Annotated in this window: 17 protein-coding genes; 10 read left to right on the top strand and 7 right to left on the bottom strand. The window is 66.6% G+C overall.

The features are described from left to right. The first annotated feature begins 196 nt into the window (after positions 1–196). Positions 197–2,278 carry an acyltransferase family protein gene (locus ACP7EY_RS06170; RefSeq protein WP_426191545.1) on the top strand — a complete coding sequence of 694 codons (2,082 nt, stop codon included), beginning with the start codon at positions 197–199 and terminating at the stop codon, positions 2,276–2,278. Positions 2,279–2,359: 81 nt separating this feature from the next. Here the strand turns inward: ACP7EY_RS06170 and ACP7EY_RS06175 are convergent, their stop codons facing one another. Continuing rightward, positions 2,360–3,706, bottom strand: a complete 1,347-nt coding sequence (locus ACP7EY_RS06175; protein ID WP_426191547.1) for an endo-1,4-beta-xylanase — start codon at positions 3,704–3,706, stop codon at positions 2,360–2,362. Positions 3,707–4,658: 952 nt separating this feature from the next. On the opposite strand from ACP7EY_RS06175, the gene ACP7EY_RS06180 reads away from it, so the two are divergent. The 5 genes from ACP7EY_RS06180 (at position 4,659) to ACP7EY_RS06200 (ending at position 9,602) form a co-directional block, all read left to right on the top strand. Beyond that, positions 4,659–5,024 (top strand): PepSY domain-containing protein, encoded by a 366-nt coding sequence (locus ACP7EY_RS06180; protein ID WP_426191549.1) that lies wholly within the window; start codon positions 4,659–4,661, stop codon positions 5,022–5,024. After that, positions 5,021–5,491, top strand: a complete 471-nt coding sequence (locus ACP7EY_RS06185) for a DUF2271 domain-containing protein (RefSeq protein WP_426191551.1) — start codon at positions 5,021–5,023, stop codon at positions 5,489–5,491. Before ACP7EY_RS06180 ends, ACP7EY_RS06185 begins: the two co-directional genes overlap by 4 nt. A gap of 11 nt (positions 5,492–5,502) precedes the next feature. Beyond that, complete coding sequence (locus ACP7EY_RS06190) at positions 5,503–7,731, top strand: PepSY domain-containing protein (protein ID WP_426191553.1); 2,229 nt, start codon at positions 5,503–5,505, stop codon at positions 7,729–7,731. Further along, entirely contained in the window at positions 7,715–8,683 is a 969-nt protein-coding gene (locus tag ACP7EY_RS06195) for an FAD:protein FMN transferase (RefSeq protein ID WP_426191555.1), read from the top strand. The genes ACP7EY_RS06190 and ACP7EY_RS06195 overlap by 17 nt, the downstream gene beginning before the upstream one ends. An 82-nt stretch (positions 8,684–8,765) precedes the next feature. Further along, entirely contained in the window at positions 8,766–9,602 is an 837-nt protein-coding gene (locus tag ACP7EY_RS06200) for a universal stress protein (protein ID WP_426191557.1), read from the top strand. A gap of 13 nt (positions 9,603–9,615) precedes the next feature. Here the strand turns inward: ACP7EY_RS06200 and ACP7EY_RS06205 are convergent, their stop codons facing one another. Genes ACP7EY_RS06205 through ACP7EY_RS06220 form a run of 4 tightly spaced genes read right to left on the bottom strand, consistent with a single transcriptional unit; the run spans position 9,616 to position 14,406 of the window. Next, a complete protein-coding gene (locus tag ACP7EY_RS06205) occupies positions 9,616–10,848 on the bottom strand; it encodes an ABC transporter permease (protein WP_426191559.1) in 1,233 nt (410 codons plus the stop codon). Next, positions 10,848–11,591, bottom strand: coding sequence for an ABC transporter ATP-binding protein (locus ACP7EY_RS06210; protein ID WP_426191561.1), 744 nt, complete (start codon positions 11,589–11,591; stop codon positions 10,848–10,850). The genes ACP7EY_RS06205 and ACP7EY_RS06210 overlap by 1 nt, the downstream gene beginning before the upstream one ends. Continuing rightward, entirely contained in the window at positions 11,588–12,943 is a 1,356-nt protein-coding gene (locus ACP7EY_RS06215) for an efflux RND transporter periplasmic adaptor subunit (RefSeq protein ID WP_426191563.1), read from the bottom strand. The genes ACP7EY_RS06210 and ACP7EY_RS06215 overlap by 4 nt, the downstream gene beginning before the upstream one ends. Then, positions 12,940–14,406 carry an efflux transporter outer membrane subunit gene (locus tag ACP7EY_RS06220; protein WP_426191565.1) on the bottom strand — a complete coding sequence of 489 codons (1,467 nt, stop codon included), beginning with the start codon at positions 14,404–14,406 and terminating at the stop codon, positions 12,940–12,942. The genes ACP7EY_RS06215 and ACP7EY_RS06220 overlap by 4 nt, the downstream gene beginning before the upstream one ends. 204 nt (positions 14,407–14,610) lie before the next feature. Here ACP7EY_RS06220 and ACP7EY_RS06225 point away from each other — a divergent pair, with 204 nt between their 5' ends. The 4 genes from ACP7EY_RS06225 to ACP7EY_RS06240 all read left to right on the top strand — a co-directional run bounded on the left by ACP7EY_RS06225 (position 14,611) and on the right by ACP7EY_RS06240 (position 19,841). Continuing rightward, entirely contained in the window at positions 14,611–15,261 is a 651-nt protein-coding gene (locus tag ACP7EY_RS06225) for a BON domain-containing protein (protein WP_426191567.1), read from the top strand. A gap of 93 nt (positions 15,262–15,354) precedes the next feature. Further along, the gene (locus tag ACP7EY_RS06230; RefSeq protein WP_426191570.1) at positions 15,355–16,398 is read left to right on the top strand and encodes a class I fructose-bisphosphate aldolase; all 1,044 of its coding nucleotides are present in this window, start codon (positions 15,355–15,357) and stop codon (positions 16,396–16,398) included. Then, positions 16,395–17,213 (top strand): L,D-transpeptidase, encoded by an 819-nt coding sequence (locus tag ACP7EY_RS06235; protein ID WP_426191572.1) that lies wholly within the window; start codon positions 16,395–16,397, stop codon positions 17,211–17,213. The genes ACP7EY_RS06230 and ACP7EY_RS06235 overlap by 4 nt, the downstream gene beginning before the upstream one ends. A 48-nt stretch (positions 17,214–17,261) precedes the next feature. Continuing rightward, positions 17,262–19,841 carry a cation-translocating P-type ATPase gene (locus ACP7EY_RS06240; protein ID WP_426191574.1) on the top strand — a complete coding sequence of 860 codons (2,580 nt, stop codon included), beginning with the start codon at positions 17,262–17,264 and terminating at the stop codon, positions 19,839–19,841. Here the strand turns inward: ACP7EY_RS06240 and ACP7EY_RS06245 are convergent. Then, on the bottom strand, positions 19,814–20,317 hold the full coding sequence (locus ACP7EY_RS06245; RefSeq protein WP_426191576.1) for a DUF1269 domain-containing protein: 504 nt from the start codon (positions 20,315–20,317) through the stop codon (positions 19,814–19,816). The genes ACP7EY_RS06240 and ACP7EY_RS06245 overlap by 28 nt on opposite strands. After that, positions 20,224–20,913 (bottom strand): hypothetical protein, encoded by a 690-nt coding sequence (locus tag ACP7EY_RS06250; RefSeq protein WP_426191679.1) that lies wholly within the window; start codon positions 20,911–20,913, stop codon positions 20,224–20,226. The genes ACP7EY_RS06245 and ACP7EY_RS06250 overlap by 94 nt, the downstream gene beginning before the upstream one ends. Between the last annotated feature and the right edge of the window lie 132 nt (positions 20,914–21,045).

Consider the following 21,045-nt stretch of genomic DNA (forward strand, 5'->3'; position numbering starts at 1 on the left):
TTCTTGCACTAGATACGTGTTGTTTCTTTTGTGCTAGTTCTAGGGAGCGGGGTCCCGGATCGCGCTGGAGCAAGTGTTGATATCAACCCATAACGACACGCTGGGCTTGTCCAGAATTTAGTCAATTTACATTGAGATAATTTTTCCATCGTTTTCTCCTGATGGCCCTTGATTAAATTATTTTGTGGAGAAGAAATTGGCCAAAGTAGCTGTTTCTCACCAAGAATTCGCGTACCGTTCCGATATAGATGGATTGCGTGCTATTGCAGTCCTGTCGGTCGTATTGTTTCACGCGTTTCCCAAGTGGTTTTCAGGTGGATTTGTCGGGGTCGATATATTTTTCGTGATATCCGGATTTTTGATATCCGGCATCATATTCCGAGAGTTAGATCAAGGGATTTTCAGCTTTCTGAAATTCTATGCGCGACGTGCGAGACGGATATTTCCAGCGCTATTGCTAGTGCTACTAGTAACTTGTCTGGTTGGGTGGTATGTCTTGACGCCCGATGAATTCGCACAATTGGGAAAACATGCCGCGGCGGGTGCAGGCTTTTTTTCTAATATTGCGATGTGGCTAGAAGTTGGCTATTTTGATACTTCTTCCGATACAAAACCGCTATTGCACCTGTGGTCGCTGGGTGTCGAAGAGCAGTTTTATATTTTTTTTCCGCTGCTGCTTGTGGTGGCTCACCGTACTGGCATGAACAAGCTACTCATTTGTATTGCCATCGCGGTAATGTCGTTCGCGCTGAATGTATTTTTGGTAAATTCTCATGCGGACTTCGTTTTTTATATGCCTTTTACACGATTATGGGAACTGCTTGCGGGCTCCGTACTTGCCTACACTTCGTTGCGCAGTCAACAGGGTGGTTCCGCAGTCAGATCTGCTACTTCAATTCATCTGCTCTCTGCATTCGGGTTGATTGGAATACTTTCTGGCTTTGCTATAATCGATGAGTCGCTGGCGTTTCCGGGATGGTGGGCTTTGTTGCCCGTATCCGGAACGGTTCTGCTGATCGCAGTTGGCCCTACGGGAATCGCCAATCGCTTCTTGTTAAGCAATCCATTGATGCGATGGATCGGCATTATTAGCTATCCTGCTTACTTATGGCACTGGCCATTGCTGTCTTTTGGCAAGATAATTTCCGGAAGTCTTTCGAAAGAATCACGAATCTGTCTCATCGTTGGCGCTTTCGCACTCGCATACGCAACTTATATGTTGCTTGAGAAGAAAATTCGGTTTGGTCGCAAGCCGAACGATGGGGAAAGCGGGTTCGATTTCGGCATTGTGGCCAAGTTGTACTTCGGTTTAGCGTTCATGGGTATTTTTGGTTTGCTTGTGATGGGGGGAGTCCTCCCTTCACGCTCTACTAACCACGACCTTGATCAATTGTTGGCGGCCCAGTACGACTGGGGGTATCCGCCTCGTTCATTCACCAAAATAAATAAGGGAACTGCGAATTTTTTTATGCGGAGCACTGGCGTGAAGAGCCAAACGCTTTTTATCGGTGACTCGATTGTGGAGCAATATGCGCCGCGATTGGAGTTCTTGTTGAGTTCGCCGGGAGCGAAATCTTACCAGTCGATCATATTTGCGACAGGACCTGGTTGCCCACCGATTCCCGGCGTCGTCCATCGCTTAAGGCACACGCATCCGACCTGTGTAAGCACCACTGCGGCAGCCTTCGCAATAGCGCACTCCCCGGATGTCAATGTTGTCGTTATTGGAGGAAATTGGGACAATTACTTATCAAATAAGAATCGCGAGCTGGTGTTCAACGATGGTAAAAAATTGCTTCCCTACACGCAAAATGGCGCGGTTGAGGCCGCGTTGGCTTCACTGGCGAAGGAGGTCGAGTCCCTGTCCAGAACCAAGCGTGTGTACATTTTGCTTAATTCCCCCAAGGGATTGGACTTTTCTCCCAAAAGCATGCTCACTGGGTCAAGGTTGACTACCCTGAATCGTCAACATAGCAAGGATACTGCATCAATCCAGGAATTCTTGGACGGGTATGCGCCGATTCGATCACGCTTGGTGGAAATGGCCCGTCGTTCTGGCGCGCAGGTCGTCGATCCGCTGCCGATCCTTTGCCACGATGCGATTTGTCCTACAGTGGCGGCCAATGGCGATCCGCTTTTTATGGACACCGAACATATGCGGCCTTTTTATGTACGTGAACGTGCCACCTTTATTGACCAGTTCATCGAAGCTCCGGTGGGGAGGTTGGCGCGTCCCGATCCGATAGAGGCGGTCGCGGCTTCGCTCAAAAATCCATAAGGGGCGGGAGGCGATCGCTACGCTGGAATCAATCTGAGATAGTTCTCGACGACGTGCCGGCGAGGATGCCGGCACCCGACGCTACGGCATTTTTCCAACTGGCTGGGCAGTCAGAAACAAGACGTCGTCCGCGATTCGCGGCACCGTTGCAGATGCGTCCAGACTGCCCAGGGACGCCGTTTCCCCGTTCAGATAGGCGACTTTTCGATAGCCCAGGCGCGTCCACTCGGCCGGGGTCTTTCCCGCCCCCCAGTATACGGCGCCTATCTTGCGGGTCTGGTCATGTACGTCGCACAACATGCTCTCACCAGTCCCAGCACAGTTGCGCAGGAAGCGGCCGCTTAGCCAGTCCTTCAGCACCGCCAGCGACTTGCCGAAGGGGTTGAGCAGTTTGCGGCGCTTGTCAGCCACCGTGGAGCCCATCCACGATGTGTCGTGCGCGAACCAGTAGGTGCGCTCGATACCCAAATTGTGCGACACCACCAGCATTTTGGCGGCCAGGCGCGCCGCCTCGGCACTGTCGAACATTTTACTGAAAGCCCCATTGGGATACTGCGGCTTGAGATTGAAGCCCGCTTCGGCAATCAGTACGCCCGTCTCGGTGTCCCATATTGGCAATTTACCCAGTCCGTGGCGCGTCGCGATACGATGGGTTTCCTGCACCATGTCGCGTAACTCCTTGATGGTGTGGTGCGGCAGGTAGTAATGGAAGCCGATGATGTCGCAGTGTTTGCCGGCGCCCGTGCCGAGAAAAGTGTCGAGACGCTTGAGGCCGTCGAAGCCATCAAATGAGGGGCAGACTATTTTCGCCGCCGGATCGGCTTTGTGCACTTCCTCGGCAACGATGCGGGTCATCTCGGCGAGCTTGCTCACGCTGCCCGAAAAAAAGCCGGGCGACCACGATTTCATCGCTTCGGGCACGCGCGGCTCGTTCATCACCTCGTAGGCGCCAATGCGCCCCTTGTAGCGCGTCGCCACCGTGCGCACATACGTTGCCCAGTCCGCCATGTCGGCCGGCTCGGCCGCTGCCCCCGCGCCGCTATTGCCCTTTTCATCGGGCCGCGCGGATGCCCAGCGGGGCGTTTGCCCGAAGGTGTACATCAGTTCGATCTTTCGCGCGGTGGCGCCGGCAACTTGTTCGTCGAACTCGCTGAAGTCGAAACTGCCTCGTTGTGGCTCGATCTGATACCACATGGTGCCTGCGGCGCCCCATATGCGCAGGCCGTCGAACTGGCGCTCTTGCAGGCCATCGAAGCTGCGGGTGTACAGCATGTGCTGACCCAGAAATACGGGAATCTCGCCGGGGACGCTGGCAGCGGCGGCGCGTGCTTCCCCGGCGCCGGCGGGCTGCCATGCAATGGCAGCGCACAGCAAAATCTTACTGCATGAAAAGCCTGTAGTGAAATGCGAAAGCGTTGTTGTGGGCATCGTTCTTCCTGATTGGTAGAAAAACTAATTGGTGGTCCAGACGGCAGTGCGCCGGGGCGCAAACAGTCCATCGGCCCTGCATACGACGAACAACGGGCAGGGCAAGGGGGGCCGCCATGCGTGCGCCGACATTATTCAAGGTCCGATGACCGAATACGCTTGTGGATACAGCAATGGCGCCGTACAGAAAATCAAGTGAGCGTTCCTACCTTGATTGCCTGAAAGCGCTCTGCATTTTCAGCGCAGCCACGTTGAACGATGCACGATGCACGATGCACGATGCACGATGCACGATGCACGATGCACGATGGTAATTCAAATCAAATTATCCGCATAGAAAAATTGCAAAGAAATCACGCCCTAGAAATTGTGCTTACAGAGCCTGCACAACAGCAAATGTGACTGCCGCATACTGACCGCTGTGGCAGATGGAAAAGGGCAGTTGGTGCTTGACATGGTCCAACGAAAAACACCGCGCGCTGCCGGGCAGAGCGGTACTGGCCGAGACTTGCAGCAAGCGCTGGCTGGAACATTTATGTCTGGTTCGGCGGGCCCGCTTCAATGAGTGTATCGGCGAGCGGCTAATGCATGGAGGTGCTCACGCGCGCTATCAATCTCAAGCAGATGGTAGAGTAAGTTATGAAGGCGACCATTCTCCCGTCGCTGCCCAGCTCAGTGCCGGTACCTGCGCCGCATTGGCCTCCAATGGCCTTCTGGCGTAATCACCGGCTCGGCCGGCAATGCCATGCCGCGCAGCAGCACAGGCTCGCACCGCCGCAATACGCCTTGTGCCTGCGGTAAAGATCGTAATGGCCGCGCACTTGATGTACCTCATGTTTTTTTGCCACCCTGGGCCCTACAGTCGAGGCACTTTTCAGCGACCCAGGACCTTCGCGCACGCCGCGTACGCTGCCTCCCGGACCGTCTCTTACGTTTCTTGCAGGAGGATGCCATGCCTACGCAGTTCCACTTCATCGCCGCACTGCTCTTGTGCGGCGCGACCGGCGCGGCCCTTGCCGACACCGACTGCAACGACCCCATCGCAGCATGGAAACCCCGCGAAGTATTGCAGCAGCAGGTCGAGCAACGGGGCTGGACCGTCCAGCGCATCAAGGTCGATGACGGCTGCTACGAGGTGCGTGGCGTCGACCGCAAGGGCAATCGATTCAAGGCGCGCTATGCCCCCGCGACGCTGCGCATCCGCAGCATCGCCTTCGACTTCGGCGAGGCGGGCGACGCCTCCGATTATCTCCAGAGCTTGCCGGCCACCACCCACCGCGACGGCAAAGACCGTGCGCACAAAGGAGAAACACCATGAGTCACCGCGTCCGCAATGCCTTCCTCGCCACCGTTCTGGCCCTGCCGCTGCTGGCGCAGGCGCGCCCGGTCGTGCTCACCACCAGTTTGCAGAACTATGGCGGCAACGGTGCCTACCTGGCGATCTACCTCACTGACGCCGCCGGCAAATACCAGAAGACCTTGTGGGTCGCCGGCACCAAGGTCAAGTATTACCGCCACCTGAGCGACTGGGCGCGCGGCAGCGCACTCAATCCCCGCGAGTTCGACGGCGTCAGCGGCGCCAGCGTGGGCAGCGGAAAGTCGCTCAAGGTCACGGTGGAACTGGCCGACGCCCTCATCGACGCCGGCTACCAGATCCGCATCGACAGCGCCTACGAAGACGGCCGCGACAGCCCCGCCGAGCTGCGCATACCGCTGACCAAAACGGGCAGCGGCAAGCCCGCGGGCGGGCGTGGCGTCGTCAAAACCTTTGTCTACGACATGTAAGCGGTCCCAGCATGTTGCGCCAGTTCCATTCTCTGCCCGGCTTGTTCGCCGCCCTGTTTGTCATCCTGATGGGGGTGACGGGGGCGGTCCTGTCGATCGACCCGGTGCGCGACCGGCTGGGCACCAGCCTGCCCGCCGGCGTGAGCGTCGCCACCATGGCCGACCAGGTGCTGCGCGCCTATCCGGCGGCGCAGCAGATCCAGCGCACGCCGTCCGGGACGCTGATCGTGTATTACAGCGCGCCCGACGGGGCCGGCGCCGATCAGGTCGACCCCGCCACCGGCAAGGCGCTCGCGCCCTACCTGCCGTCGGCGTTCTCGCGCTGGGTGCGGCAGTTGCATCGCTCGCTCCTGCTCGATACGCCAGGGCGGGCGGTGGCGGGCCTGACCGCACTGGTGCTGCTGGTGCTGGGCGTGACGGGAGCGTGGCTGCTGATCAAGCGCGTCGGCGGCTGGCGCCGGCTGCTGCAGCCCCTGCACGGCAGCCCCGGCCAGCGCTGGCACGCCACAACGGGCCGGGTGGTGCTGGCCGGCCTGCTGCTGTCGGCGCTGACGGGCACCTATATGTCGGCGGCGACCTTCGGTGTGATTACCGACGGCATGCAGGCCGAGCCCGATTTCCCCGCCAGCACCTCGGGCGGACCGCCGGCGCCGGTGGCGCAATTGGCCGCATTGCAGGCGGCCAGGCTGGCTGACTTGCGCGAACTGGTGTTTCCGCTGCCGGGCGATCCCACTGCCGTGTACACGCTCAGGACCGTGCAGGGCGACGCCTACGTTGACCAGTCGACGGGGGCGGCGCTGTCGTACCGGGCCCACAGCGGCTGGCGCGAGGCGCACGAGCTGGTGGTGAAATTGCACACGGGCCAGGGATTGTGGTGGCTCGGCCTGCTATTGGGGCTGTGCGCCTTGGGCGCCCCCGTGCTTTCCATCACCGGCGTGCTGGTGTGGTGGCAGCGGCGCCAGGCCATGCCGCGCATCGTCGACAACAGCGCCGCCGCCACGGCCGACGTGGTCATTCTCGTCGGCAGCGAAAACAACAGCACCTGGGGCTTCGCCCTGGCCCTCCACAATGGCTTGCGCGCGGCCGGCCGCCAGGTCCACACGGCGCCCATGAACGCGCTGTCGGCGCGCTATCGCACGGCGCGCCAGTTGTTCCTGCTGACGGCGACCTATGGCGACGGCGACGCGCCATCCTCGGCCAACCATTTTCTCGCGCTGCTCGAACGGCTGCCGGCCAATCCGCAGCTGCAGTATGCCGTGCTCGGTTTTGGCGACCGCCAGTTCCCGCAGTTTTGCCAGTTCGCCAGGGATGCGGACGCGGCGATGCAGGCGCGCGGCTGGCAGCGTGCGCTCGAGCTCGTCATGATCAATCGCCAGTCGGCGCAGGAATTCACCCGCTGGGGCGATACCGTGGGCAGCTTGCTGGGCGTATCGCTCAAGCTCGATTATGTGCCCGTTCATCCGCCCACCATGGCGCTGTGCCTGGCTGAGCGGATCGACTACGGCGAGCAAGCGAGCGAGCCCACCGTGGTGCTGCGCTTTCGCGCGGGGCGCGCGACCGCTGCCACCGGCATGCTGGCGCGCCTGCTGCCCCTGTTGCGGCCGTCGGGGCTGCCCCGCTTCGAAGCGGGCGACCTGCTCGGCGTGATCGCCCCGGGCAGCCCGATGCCGCGCTTCTATTCGCTGGCCAGCGGCGCCGACAATGGCTTCGTCGAAATCTGCGTGCGCAAGCAGCCCGGCGGTCTCTGTTCAGGCTACCTGCACGCACTAAAGCCGGGCCAGTGTATCGACGCGTTTATTCAAGCTAACCCCCAATTTCGGCCCCAGTCGGGCAAGGCGCCCGTCATCCTGATCGGCGCCGGCACGGGGATCGGGCCGCTGGCGGGCTTTATTCGCAATAACACGGGCAAGCATCCCATGTACCTGTACTGGGGCGGGCGCGACCCCGAGTCGGATTTTTTGTACGAACCCGAGTTGAAGAACTACCTGGCCGACCGCCGCCTCACGCAGCTGCAGACGGCCTTTTCCCGGGTCGAGAACGGCGTGCACGTGCAGAGCCGGCTCGAGGGCGACGCCGACAAGCTGCGCGAATTGATCGGCAACGGCGGCCAGGTGCTCGTCTGCGGCAGCAGTGCCATGGCGGGCAGCGTCCGCTCGGCGCTCGACGCGGTGCTGGCGCCGGTCGGCGAGAGCGTGCAGACGCTGCGCACGGGAGGGCGCTATCGTGAAGACGTCTTTTGAACGTGGCGCGCCGCACCGCTTCAGCCTGAACGGCGAAACCATGGGCAGCCGTTACACGGCGGTGTTCTACGGGCCCGCCGGGACGGACCTGGCCTTGATCGGCGCAGACCTGTTTGCCGCGGTCGACCGGGTCGACCGGCACATGTCGACCTGGAACCGCGACTCCGACCTGTGCCGCCTGAACCGGGCGCCCGAACAGGCCTGGATGGCCATCCCCACGGACCTGGCGGAAGTGCTCGAAACGGCACTGCAGGTGGGCCTGGATTCGGACGGCGCCTTCGATATCGGCGTGGGCGAACTGGTCGATGCCTGGGGCTTCGGGCCGGCGCCCCGGTGCGCCGGTGCGCCGGTCCTGGCAGGGAAAGAGGGCGCTTGTCGCCCCGCTTTTTCCCGGCTCGAAGTCGACCGCGCCGGCGCGCGCGTGCGCAAGCACGCGCCCATTGCGATCGACCTGTCGGCCATCGCCAAGGGCTACGGCGTCGATCAGCTGGCGCGCTGCCTCGACGGCCACGGCATTGCCAACTACCTGGTCGGCATCGACGGCGAGATGCGCGCGCGCGGGGCCAAGCCCGAGGGCGAAGCCTGGGCCGTGGCGCTGGAAAAGCCCAGCGTCGGCGTGCGCGAGGTGGGCGGCGTCATGGAATTGCGCGATATGGCCATTGCCACCTCGGGCGACTACCGGCGCTGCGTCACCATCGACGGCAAGCGGTATTCCCACACCATGGCCCCGGCGCTGCAACAGCCCCTGTCGAACACGCTGGCCGCCGTCACCGTGCTGGCCGCCACCTGCATGCTGGCCGATGCGTGGGCGACGGCGCTGCTGGTGGCCGGCGAGCGCGCCGGCGTCGCCCTGGCCTGCGCGCGTGGCATTGATGCCCTGTTCCTGGTGCGCGAGGGCGGTGGCGTGCGTGAAGTGCTGGTGCTCGACGCGCGCGTGCAGCAGCTGGCATGATCCTGCCTGGTCCTTCCTGATTAATACGGCAGCGCGCTTGCCGCTGCCTTCCCCGTCGTCCACTCACCTTAGCGAGAACACCATGTCCTACAAATCCATCCTGGTCCACGCCTGCGAGTCGCCGTCCGCGCAGTTGCGCTATCGCCTGGCGGCCCATATCGCGCTGGCCGAGGGCGCGCAATTGACCGGTATCGCCCTGTCGGGCGTGACCGAATTTATCTATCAGTGTGGCGCCGCCGGCGCCGTGCTGCCCACCGTGTTCGAGGATTTTTCCTTTCTCACCGAGGGCGCCGAGCGGGCCCTGGCCGAGTTTTCCAGCAGCGTGCGGGAGACGGGGCTGAGCGCGGTCCAGACCGTCCTGGTCGATGACGGCGCCGCCCACGGCCTGCCGCTGGCGGCGCGCTATGGCGACCTGCTGGTGCTGGGCCAGTCGCACAGTCCCGCAGCCCTCGTGGCCGACGGCCATGCGCTGGTGCGCGCCCTGCTGGTCCATGCGCCTTGCCCGGTGCTGGTGGTGCCGCCGGCGCTGGCCGATTGCAGCCTGCCGCAACGGCCCCTGATCGCCTGGGACGGCAGCCTCGAGGCGAGCCGCGCGGTGCGGGCGGCATTGCCCCTGTTGCGGCGCGCCGGCCAGGTCGCCGCCGTCACCTTCAATGCGCCGAAATACGACGGCGGGGCCGACAGCATCGATGCCCGCCTGGCCGCTTACCTGGCCTGCCATGGCATCGCCCTCGACATCGTTGACGGCGGCGCGGTCGACGATGCCGGCGCGGCCCTGCTGGCGCTGGCGCAGGCGCGCGCGCGCGACTTGATCGTCATGGGCAGCTTCGGCCACAGCCGCTTCCGCGAAATCGTGCTGGGCGGCGTCACCCAGACCGTCCTGCGCGAGTCGACGCTGCCCTTGCTGATGGCGCGCTAAAGCGCGCCGGACCCTATTCGTGGCGCAGCGCCTCGATCGGGTCCATCCGCGCGGCGCGGCGCGCGGGAAAGTAGCCGAACACCACGCCGATGGTCAGCGCGAACACCAGCGCGAGCAGGTTGATGCCGATGTCGAAGGCATACGGCACCCCCATCAGCTGCGCCAGCGTGAATGAGGCCGCCGTGGCCAGCGCCACCCCGACCACGCCGCCCAGCGCGCACAGCACCATCGCCTCGATCAGGAACTGCAGCAGCACCTCGCTCTCGAGCGCGCCCACGGCCAGCCGCAAGCCGATTTCGCGGGTGCGCTCGGTCACGCTCACGAGCATGATGTTCATGATGCCGATACCGCCCACGAGCAGGCTGACAGCCGCCACCGCTCCCAGCAGGCCGGTCAGCACGCCCATGGTGCTCGACAGCGTTTCGGCCAGCTGCTGGGTGTCGAAGATATTGAAGTTGTCGTCGGCGCCGGCGCCGCTGTCCTCGCCCAGCTTGCGCCGTTCGCGCAGCAGCTGGCGCAGACTGGCCTTCAGGCGCGTGCTGTCGCTGCCGTCTTCCATCGACACGGCCAGCATCGCCACCTTGTGGCCGCCCGTGACGCGCCGCTGCAGCGTGTGCAGGGGCACCAGCACCAGGTCGTCCTGGTCGCCCATGCCGCCCTGGCCCTTGGCGGCCAGGATGCCGATCACTTCGCACGAGAACTGGCGCACGCGCACCTGCTGGCCCATGCCGGTGACGCCGGCGGCGCCGCCGAACAGTTCGCGCCGCACCGTCTCGCCCAGCAGGCAGACGGCGGCGCCGGCGCGCAGTTCGTCGTCGTCGAACTTGCGCCCGCTGGCCAGCTTCCAGTTGCCCGTGTCGAACCAGGCGTTGCTGCTGCCGGTCACGGTGCTGACCCAATTGCGCCCGTTGGCCACCACGGTGGCGCTGGCGCGGCCCTGCGGCGCCACCGCCGCCACGCCGCCGATCTGGGCGGCGATGGCCTCGCCGTCGGCCTCGGTGAACTGGGGCACGCCGCGGCCGCCGCCACCGCCGCCGCCGGGCTGGCGCTGGCCCGGATTGATGATCAGCAGGTTACTGCCCAGGCTGGTGATCTGGGTTTCGATGGCGCGCGTGGCGCCATTGCCCAGCGTGACCATGGTGATCACGGCGCTCACGCCGATGACGATGCCGAGCATGGTCAGGAACGAGCGCAGCAGGTTACGCCGCACCGAACGCAGGGCCAGCATGATTACACTGAGCAGCATCAGACCTCCGCGCCGGCGACCACGCCGGCCGGCGCTGCCGTCACCGGATGGGGATTGGCCTCGTCGCGGGCGATGCGCCCGTCGATGAACTGCACCATGCGGTGGGCATACGCCGCCATGTCGGGCTCGTGGGTGACCATCAGCACGGTGATGCCGTGGTCGCGGTTCAGGCCCAGCAACAGTCCCATGATCTCGTGGCTGCGCAGGGTGTCGAGGTTGCCGGTCGGTTCATCGGCCAGCAGCACGGCCGGTTCGGTGACGATGGCGCGGGCGATGGCCACGCGCTGCTGCTGGCCGCCGGACAGTTCGGCCGGCGTGTGGTGTTCCCAGCCGCCCAGTCCCACCGCCGCCAGCGCGCGCGTGGCGGCACTGCGGCGCGCACTGACGCTGTCGCCCCGGTACAGCAGCGGCAGCTCGACGTTTTCCTGCGCCGAGGTGCGCGCCAGCAGGTTAAAACCCTGGAACACAAAGCCAAGATAGCGCCGGCGCAGGCGCGCGCGCTGGTCGCGCGAGAGCGGTTCGACGTGCACGCCCTTGAACAGGTAGGCGCCGCTGGTGGGGGTGTCGAGGCAGCCGAGGATGTTCATCGCCGTCGACTTGCCCGAGCCGCTGGGGCCCATGATGGCGACGAACTCGCCGGCGCCGATGTCGAGATCGATGCCCTTGACGGCCATCAGTTCGGTGGCGCCGCTGCCGTAGCGCTTGCAGACCTGGCGCAACTGGATCAGGGGGACGGCGCTCATTTGGCTGCCCCCGACTTCTGGTCGGTGATCACGCGCATGCCGGCCACCAGCTCCCCGCCGGTGATTTCGGTCATGTGGCCGTCGCTGATGCCGGGCGTGACGGCCACCGCGCGCGGCGCGCCGCTGCCGTCGGCCGCCAGCACCCACACCTGGCGGGCGCTGGCCGTGCCGGCGCCGCTGGCGCCGCGGCGCGTGCGGTTGCCCGGCATGCTGGGGATCAGGCCCGCCGCCAGCCCTTTCTTTGCCGGCGCGCTGCTCGCGGCGGCGGGGGCGAAGCGCAAGGCCGCATTCGGCACCAGCAGCACCGCCTGGCGCCGGGTGGCGGTGATGGTGGCGGTGGCGGTCATGCCGGGACGCAGGCTCAGGTCGGCGTTATCGACGTCGAGATAGGTGAGATAAGTCACCACGCTGTCGGTGATGGTCGAGCCCAGTCCCACCCGGGTGATGCGCGCCGGGTAGTTGCGCGCCAGGTAGGCCGCCACCGTGAACGTGGCGTCCTGGCCCATCTTGACGGCGCCGACGTCGGCCTCGTCGACATACACCCACAGGCGCAGGCGGCGGATGTCCTCGGCGATGGTGAGCAGCGTGACCGCCTGCAGCGAGGCGGCCACCGTGTTGCCCGGGTCGACCGTGCGGGTGAGCACCACGCCGTCGGTGGGGGCGACGATGGAGGCCTTGGACAGGCTGATCTGGTCGGTCGACAGCGCCGCCCGCGCGTCGGCCACCCCGGCTTGTGCGCTGGCATGGTCGGCGACGGCGCGGGCCAGCGTGGCGCGCGCGCCATCGAGTTCGGTGCGGGCCGGCACCTGGCCGCCGGACAGGCGCGCCACGTCCTCGAAGCGGGCCAGGGCCGAACGTGCCTCGGCCAGGGTGGCCCCGGTTTGCGCCAGCTTGCCGTTCGCCGCCGCCAGCCCCGCCTGCGAGCGCAGGATCTGGTCGCGCAGCTTGGCCGTGTCGAGCACCACCAGCACCTGGCCCTTTTTGACCAGGTCGTTGACGTCCACGTTCACCTTCAGGACGGTGCCGGACAGTTCGCTGCCGATATTGATCGAGCGGGTAGGCTGGATTGTGCCGTTGGCCGTCACGGTCAGCGTCAGGTCGCCCCGCGTTGCGGCCACGCTGGTGTAGCTGGGGGCGGCGGCGGCGGCGCGCTGCCGTTGCCAGGCGTAGGCGCCGGCCAGTACGGCCAGCACGGCGGCCACGGCCAGCCAGGTGGTCCAGCGCCGCCACCAGGGCCGCGGGGCGGATTCGCCGAGCAAGGTGTCGACGTCGCTGACGGGGGCGCCGGCACCGGTGCCGGGGGCAGCGGGGGACGCGGGGACTGGAGTGGAAATAGTATCGTTGCTGCTCATTGAATCGGTTCTCCGGGGGTGCCTTGCGGCGCTGATGGGGATGGTGCTTGCCAGCCGCCGCCCAGCGCCTTGTAGAGGCGCACATGGTCGGCATGCCAGGCACTGGTGCTGATGGCGACGGCGTCCTGCGCGCTCAGGCTCACGCGCTGGGTGTCGAGCACCACCTGCAAGTCGATCAGGCCGCTGCGGTAGCGCAGGCCGGCCAGCGCGGCGGCGCGCCCGGCGGCGTCGGCGCCGCTGCGCAGGCTGGCCAGCCGCACGCTTTCATTGGCCAGCGCGACCAGGCCATCCTCGACGTCCTTGAGGGCGGCCAGCACGGTGCTGGCGTAGCTGGCGCCGGCCTGCGCCAGGGCCGCCTGCTGCGCGCGCACGCGGGCCTGGCCGGCGCCGCCGTCGAGCAGCGGCGCGCTCACCCGCGCCAGCAGGCTGGCCACCACCGAGGCCGCGTTCGGCTGCGCCGCGACGCCCAGCGCCGACAGGCCGAGCGATCCGCCCAGCGAAAAATCGGGCAGGCGGGCGGCGTCGGCCTGGGTCAGCAGGGCGGCGGCGGCGGCGACGCGCGCCTCGGCCGCCTTCACGTCGGGGCGCTGGCGCAAGGTGATGGCGGGCACGGCCGGCGCGACGATGGCGCCCGGGTCGATCGCGCCGTATGCGGCGCCGGCCGCCGCCAGCTGTTCGCGCAGCGCGCCCGGCGCCCGGCCCGTCAGCACCGCCAGGCTCGATGCGGCCTGGGCCACCGCGCTGTCCAGGGTGGGCAACTGGGCCCGCGTCTGTTCGACGGCGCTGCGCGCCTGCTCCACCTCTTGCACGCTGCTCAAGCCTGCCTGCGTGCGCCAGCGCGTCAGTTGCAGCGTTTCTTGCTGGCTGTCGAGGGCGGCGCGGGCGATGCGCAGGCGCTGTTGCAGCGAGCGCAGGTCCAGGTAATCGAGCGCCACTTCGGCCGCCACCGACACGGCGATATCGGCCAGGCTGGCGGCGCTGGCGGCGGCGTTGAAGTCGGCCGCGCGCACGGCGGCGCGCTGGCCGCCGAACACGTCGAGCTCCCAGCTGGCGTCGAAACCGGCGGCGAAGCTGCTGGCCATGTTGGCATTGGCCCGCTGCCGCTGCGCCGACGCGCTGCCGCTCAGCTGGGGCAGGCGGGCGGCCGCCTGGACGTCGGCCAGCGCGCGCGCCTGGGCCAGCGCGGCGCGCGCACCCTCAATACTATGGTTGTGGGCCAGCGCATCGTCCACCAGCGTCACCAGCAGGGGATCGTTGAAACGCCCCCACCAGCGCGCCAGCGGCGTGGCCGGCGCGCTGGCGGCGGGCACGCTCCACTGCGCCGGAATCGCCACCGTGGCGGGGCGCGCCGGCGCGACCAGCGGGGCGCAGCCGACGGCGAGCATGGCAAGGGCGCAGCTGGCGAGATAGCGGCTGCGCAGATGGCGCAGATGGCCTCGAGGGTGGCGCGCAATGTCGATCATGGTGCTGGGGTTCTCCTGGACTGGCGGTGCGCAAGCCCGTACTGTCGACCAGCGGCGGGGGGGCGGTCTGTGTGTTTCGCCGCTTTGGGAGTCGCCTGCAGGAGCCGCCGGCAGGAGCCGCCGATCGCGTAAGCGCGCAAGCACACTGAAGCCCTTCGCAGGCGGGGCCATGATGAGATTTCTCAACCCAACCAAGGAATCACCATGAAAACCGATATCCAACTGCGCGACGATGTACTGGCCGAACTTGATTGGGAGCCTTCGCTGGACGCCGCCCAGATCGGCGTCGAGGCCAAGGGTGGCGTCATCACGCTGGAAGGCCGGGTCGCCAGCTTTGGCGAAAAATGGGATGCCGAGCGGGCCGCGCAGCGCGTGGCGGGCGTGCAATCGGTGGCGGCCGAGCTCGATGTAAAACTGGTCGGCGACACCCGCCGCGACGACAGCGACATCGCCAGCGCCGTCAACCATGCGCTGGCCTGGCAGGTGTTCGTACCGAAGCATCAGATCCAGGCGCTGGTCGAGCAGGGCGTTGTCACCCTGACCGGCGCGGTGACCTGGGAATACCAGCGCAATGCGGCCGCCTCGGCGGTGCGCTACCTGACCGGCGTGACGGGGCTGAGCAACCAGATCACCATCAACCCGGCCGTCACCGTGGCAGTGGTCAAGGAAGAGCTGGAAGCGGCCCTGAAACGGCGCGCACACGATGAGGCGAAACGAGTCGGCGTTGCCGTGAGCGGCTCGAACGTCACCCTGTCGGGCGTGGTGCCGGACTGGCGTGAGCGCTCGATCGCGCGCGAGACGGCGTGGAATACGCCCGGCGTGCGCTCGGTGACGGACGACATGCGGATTGCCTGATGTGGCTGCGGAAAACGCCCGGCGTTTTCCGCACGATGTCGCCATGCCGTGGTCCAACCAGCACGGCCCACTGACCTCAACCGATTGCCACGCATGAATGAAAACGAACTGATCAGCATTGCCCGGCGCATCAGCGCCCGCGGCAAGGGCCTGCTTGCCATCGATGAAAGCAGCGCCACCTGCAACCGGCGCTTCGCCGCCTTCGACATTGCCGGCACCGCGCCCCTGCGGCGCGCCTGCCGCGACTGGATGGTCGGGGCGCCGGGCTTGAGCGCGAGTATTTCTGCAGTAATATTGAACGATGAAACAATCAATCAGCATACGCTGGCCGACGTGCCCTTCGCCCAGGCGGTGGCGGACGCCGGCATGATTCCAGGCGTGAAGGTCGACATGGGCCTGGCGCCCTTCCACGGCGATTGCGGCGAACAGGTCACGCTGGGGCTCGACGGCTTGCGCGAGCGCCTGGCGCGCTACCACGCGATGGGCGCCCGCTTTGCCAAATGGCGCGCCGTGGTGCGCGTCGACGAGAACCTGCCCAGCCATGCCTGCGTGATGGCCAATGCGCACGCGCTGGCGCGTTTCGCCGCCCTGTGCCAGGAAGCGGGCCTGGTGCCCGTCGTCGAGCCGGAAATCCTGATGGCGGGCGAGCATGCGCTGTTGCGCTCGGCCGCCGTCAGCGAGTGCGTGCTGCGCATGGTGTTCGCGCAGCTCGTTGAGCAGGAGGTCTTGCTGGAAGGGCTGATCCTGAAAACCAGCATGGTGCTGCCGGGCCTGGCATGCGTGGAACAGGCCGAGCCCGCGCTGGTGGCGGAAATGACGGTGCGCAGCATGCGCCGCGCGGTGCCGGCGGCGGTGGCGGCGATCGCCTTCCTGTCCGGCGGCCAGACGCCGGCGCAGGCGACGCTGCGGCTCAATGCGCTGCAGCAGGGGCAGGGCACGCAACCGTGGGCGATGACGTTCTCGTTTGGCCGGGCGCTCCAGCAGCCGGCGCTGGCGCTGTGGCAGGGGCACGAAGACAATGTCGCCGCCGCCCAGCGCGCCCTGGTGTACCGGGCCAGCTGCAATAGCCAGGCGCGCTGCGGCCGCTACCACGCGGCCGACGATGCGCAGGCCACCTGGGATCGGGCCATCGCATGAACTGGCGCATGCTCAAGGCGGCGCTGCTGCTGGCACTGTTCGCCTTCGCGCCCGCGCGGGCGCAGCACAGCCTTGCCGCGGTGGCCGAGGTCGACGCCATCAGCGCCCGCTTCGCCCTCGAAGTCCGGCCGCAGCTGGCCGTGCCCGCCGCCGCGCTGGCCGGCTACACGCAGGCGCTGGAGGCGGCGCTGGCCAGTGCCCAGGTGAGCATGGTGGCGCCCCAGTTCCTGCTGCTGGTCGACCGCAGCCCGAACGTGCAGGCGGCCCTGCTGCTGTGGGGCGCCAGCGGCGGCGCCTGGCAGCTGGTCGGCGCGGTGCCCGTCTCGACCGGCCTGCCGGGCACCTACGAACATTTTGTTACGCCCACCGGGGTGTTCGACCACAGCACCGCGCAGCCCGACTACCGCGCCGAGGGCACCCGCAACAAGCTGGGATTTCGCGGCTACGGCAGCAAGGGCATGCGGGTCTACGACCTGGGCTGGGTGGCGGCGCCGCGCGGCTGGGGCGATGGCGCCATGGGCACCTTGCGCCTGCAAATGCACGCCACCGATCCCGTGCTGGCCGAACCGCTGCTGGGCACGCCCCGGTCCGAGGGCTGCATCCGCATCGCGGCAAGTTTTAACACCTTCGTCGACCTGAACGGCTTGCTCGACGCCGATTACGACGCCGCGCTGCGCGAGGGTGCGCAACTGTGGGTATTGAACCCCGCGCGCACGCCCGTCGTCAGCGCCGGCCGCTTTATCGTCGTGGTCGATTCGGCCAGCACCGAGCGGGCGCCGTGGTCGCCGGCGCCCGCGCGCGCCAGCTTGCGCTGAAACGGCGCGCAAGGTGCAATCTGCTCAGCCGGCATAGGAGGACAGCGCATGCAATCAAACAATCAACAAACTGCGACCGCCAAGCCTGACGCGGCGCAGGCCGACAGCGGCCTGAGCGACAATGAAGCGGCGCGCCGCCTGTTGCGCGACGGCCCGAACGCGCTCGACGAGGCGCCCCGCCACGCGGTCCTGCGCCAGCTGCTGCGGGTGGTGAGCGAGCCGATGTTCCTGCTGCTGGTGGCCTGCGGCCTGGTCTACCTGCTGCTGGGCGACCGCGGCGAAGCCTTGATGCTGCTGTGTTTTGTCTTCCTGGTCATGGGCATGACCTTTTTTCAGCAGCGCCGCACCCAGAACGCGCTGGCCTCGCTGCGCGAGATGGCCAGCCCCAGTGCGCAGGTGGTGCGCAGCGGGGCCGTGCGCACGATGGCCGCCAGGGATCTCGTGTGCGGGGACATCGTCTTCGTGGCCGAGGGCACACGCGTGCCCGCCGACCTGTTGCTGCTCGAATCGTCGAATGTGACGACGGACGAGTCGATGCTGACGGGCGAGTCGGTGCCGGTGGCGAAGTTCGCCGCGGCGGCAGACGTCGAACTCGCCAGCAGCCAGGTGTTCGCGGGCACCTTGCTGACCCAGGGCAACGCCCGCGGCCGCGTGATCGCCACCGGCCCCCGCAGCGCACTGGGCCGCATCGGCGCCTCGCTGGCCGCGATCGACACGGGACCGACCCCGATCGAGCAGGAAACCCGCCGCGTGGTGCTGCGGGTGGCGCTGGCCGGGCTGCTGCTGGCGTCGCTGCTGGCGCTGCTGTACTGGTACTTGCGCGGCGACTGGCTGCACGGCCTGCTGACGGGCCTGACCTTCGCGATGGCCGTCCTGCCCGAGGAATTGCCGGTGGTGCTGACGATTTTCCTGGGCCTGGGCGCCTGGCGGCTATCGCGCGACCAGGTGCTGGCGCGGCGCATTCCCGCCATCGAACTGCTGGGCGCGACCACCTTGCTGTGCGTCGACAAGACGGGCACCCTCACCACCAACCGCATGGCGGTGCGCGCGCTGTGGAGCGAGGCGGCCAGTGTTGAGATTGCCGGCGGCGCCGGCGCCCCCTTGCCGGAGGCGCTGCACGGCGTGCTCGAATTTGCCATGCTGGCCAGCCACCGGCGCGCGTTCGACCCGATGGAGAGCGCCATCGGCGCCGCCGGCGCCGCCCTGCTGGCGGGCACGGAACACCTGCATGGCGACTGGACGCTGCTGTGCGACTACCCGCTGTCGAAGCAGATGCTGGCCATGTCGCGCGTCTGGCAGGCGCCCGACTTGCGCGAAAAAATGATTGCCGTCAAGGGCGCACCCGAGGCGGTGGTCGATCTGTGCCACCTCGACGCCGCGCGCGCCGCCCGCATCGCCGGCCAGGTCGAGCACATGGCCGCGCAGGGCTTGCGGGTACTGGGCGTGGGCAGCGCGGTGTTCGCCGACAGCGCCTTGCCGGACCGGCAGCACGACTTCGATTTTACGTTTCTCGGCCTGATCGCACTGGCAGACCCGGTGCGTCAGGAGGTTCCTGCGGCGATCGCGCAATGTCGGCAGGCCGGCATCCGCGTCGTCATGATCACGGGCGATCACCCGGCCACGGCGCTGTCGATCGCGCGCCAGGCGGGGCTGGCCGCCAGCCGGGCGCTCACGGGCGCCGAACTGGCGGCGCTCGACGGGCCGGGGCTGGCGCTGCGGCTGGCCGACACGGACATTTTCTGCCGCGTCCAGCCGGCCCAGAAACTGCATCTGGTGCAGGCCTTCCAGGCGCGCGGCGAGGTGGTGGCGATGACGGGCGACGGCGTCAACGATGCGCCCGCCCTGAAGGCGGCCGATATCGGCGTGGCCATGGGCGGGCGCGGCACCGACGTGGCGCGCGAGGCGGCGGCGCTGATTCTGCTCGATGACAATTTCACTTCGCTGGTGACGGCGGTCGGCCACGGGCGAAGGGTGTTTGCCAACCTGCGCAAGGCCATCGTGTTCGTGGTGGCGGCCCACGTGCCCATCGTCGGCCTGTCCCTCATTCCCGTGCTGGCCGGCTGGCAGATGCTGCTGCTGCCCGCCCACGTGTTGTTTTTGCAATTGATCATCGACCCCGCCTGCTCGCTCATTTTTGAAGCGCAGCCGGCCGAGCCCGATGCCATGCGGGCGCCGCCACGGCCGGCGTCGGCGCGCCTGTTCGACTGGCCGGTGCTGCTGCGGGGACTGGCCCAGGGCGCCGGCTTGCTGCTGGCGCTGGTGGGGGTGAACCTGTTCGCGCGCGCCCAGGGCGCGCCGGACGACGCCATCCGCGCCACCACCTTCGCCGTGCTGGTGCTGGCGAACCTGGGCCTGATCTACGCCAACCGCGCGTTTTCCCGGCCCAGCTGGCAGGGCGGCGCCGTGCCCGACCGCCTGTTCGCGTTCTTCGCCGCCGGCGCGCTGGTCTTGCTGGCGCTGGTGCTGGCGGTGCCCCTGCTGCGCACTTTTTTCAGCTTCCGCTTGCCCTCCGTGGCGCTGGCGGCGAGCGGCGCCGCCGCGCTGCTGGCGAGCCTGCTGTGGTTCGAGGCCGTCAAATGGCGGGCGGGCCGGGCCCGTGATCAGAGGGCTTCTTCGACCTTCAGGTGATCGAGCACCTGGGCGGCCAGCGCGGCATCGTCGGCGCTGCCGTGCACGCTCAGCACGAACTGGTCGGTGCGGATCGCCGTTTCATATTTCATGATGGCGTCCTTCGGCATGCCCAGGCTGCTCAGGGCCGCGCCCAGCACCGAGGCGGTGCCGACGATGGCGGCGCCTTCGATGGCGCTGGCGATGGCCAGCACCACGGGACCGGCGAACATGACGAAACCCAGGCCCGGCAGCATGAACACGGCCGGCGCCAGCAACAGGCCCCAGATGCCGCCCCAGAAAGCGCCCCGTCCGCCCCACGCCTTGATCTTGTCGCCGACCGAATAAAAGCCGACCGGCAGTTCTTCGCTGTGGACGCCGCGGCCGACCAGCGACAGTTTCTTCACATCGAGCCCCGCTTTTCCCAGTGCGCGGATGGCGGTGTCGGCTTGTGTGTGGGTGTCGAATACATAGAAGGGCAGGGTTTGTGCGTGCATGGTGGTGCTCCAGGAGGTGGTTTGTGAATCGTGCGCTCGCCGTCTGGCGAGAGAGCCGATGGTGCACCCGGCCGGCGACACGCTTCTGTGTGTTTGCCCGCTTTTGCGCACGGCGCCCGATGGCAAGGGGCGCTAAGATCCCCCGCCGCTTTGCATTGCGGAGCATGCCAGGCGTGTGCGCGGCAGACAGTGATGCCCTGCGTCGAGGTTGGGGAAGCGGCGGTCGGGGTTGAAGTCGAGTGCGTCACCAGGCATGTCATAGCGCTGTGCCCGCGCGTTGTCGACATGGCATGGGGGTTGCCCATCGCGGCCGCCCTCTGAAAAAAGGCGAAGGCGCGATCGACATTGCCGAATACGCCAGTGCCGTTGAGGTAATAGGTGCCCATCCTGTCGTAGGCGGCCGGTACGCCCAGTTCCATGGCATCCGATACGAGCATCATCGCCTCGTCGTCCCCATTTGGCCGATCGCGGCCTTCCACGTAGAGGCTCGCCAAATTGAGCATGGCTTTCCAGTGATGTCGTTCCGCGGCCTGCCGGGTCAGCTGAACGATTTTCTGGTAATCCCGATCATCGACAAAGGTGGACGAATCTTCCATCGCGCGCGCCTCCAGCAACCAGTCGTCGGCTTGCGCATCGATGGGCGGCACCTTGCTCGCCTCGGTCTGGCATTCGAACGAAGCAATGTGCGGATCATTAAGGCGCCTGTATTCTTGCCGGATTGTTTATCC

The organism is Massilia sp. DWR3-1-1, from assembly GCF_049898325.1.
In the GTDB taxonomy this organism is placed as follows: Bacteria; Pseudomonadota; Gammaproteobacteria; order Burkholderiales; family Burkholderiaceae_D; genus JAFCUW01.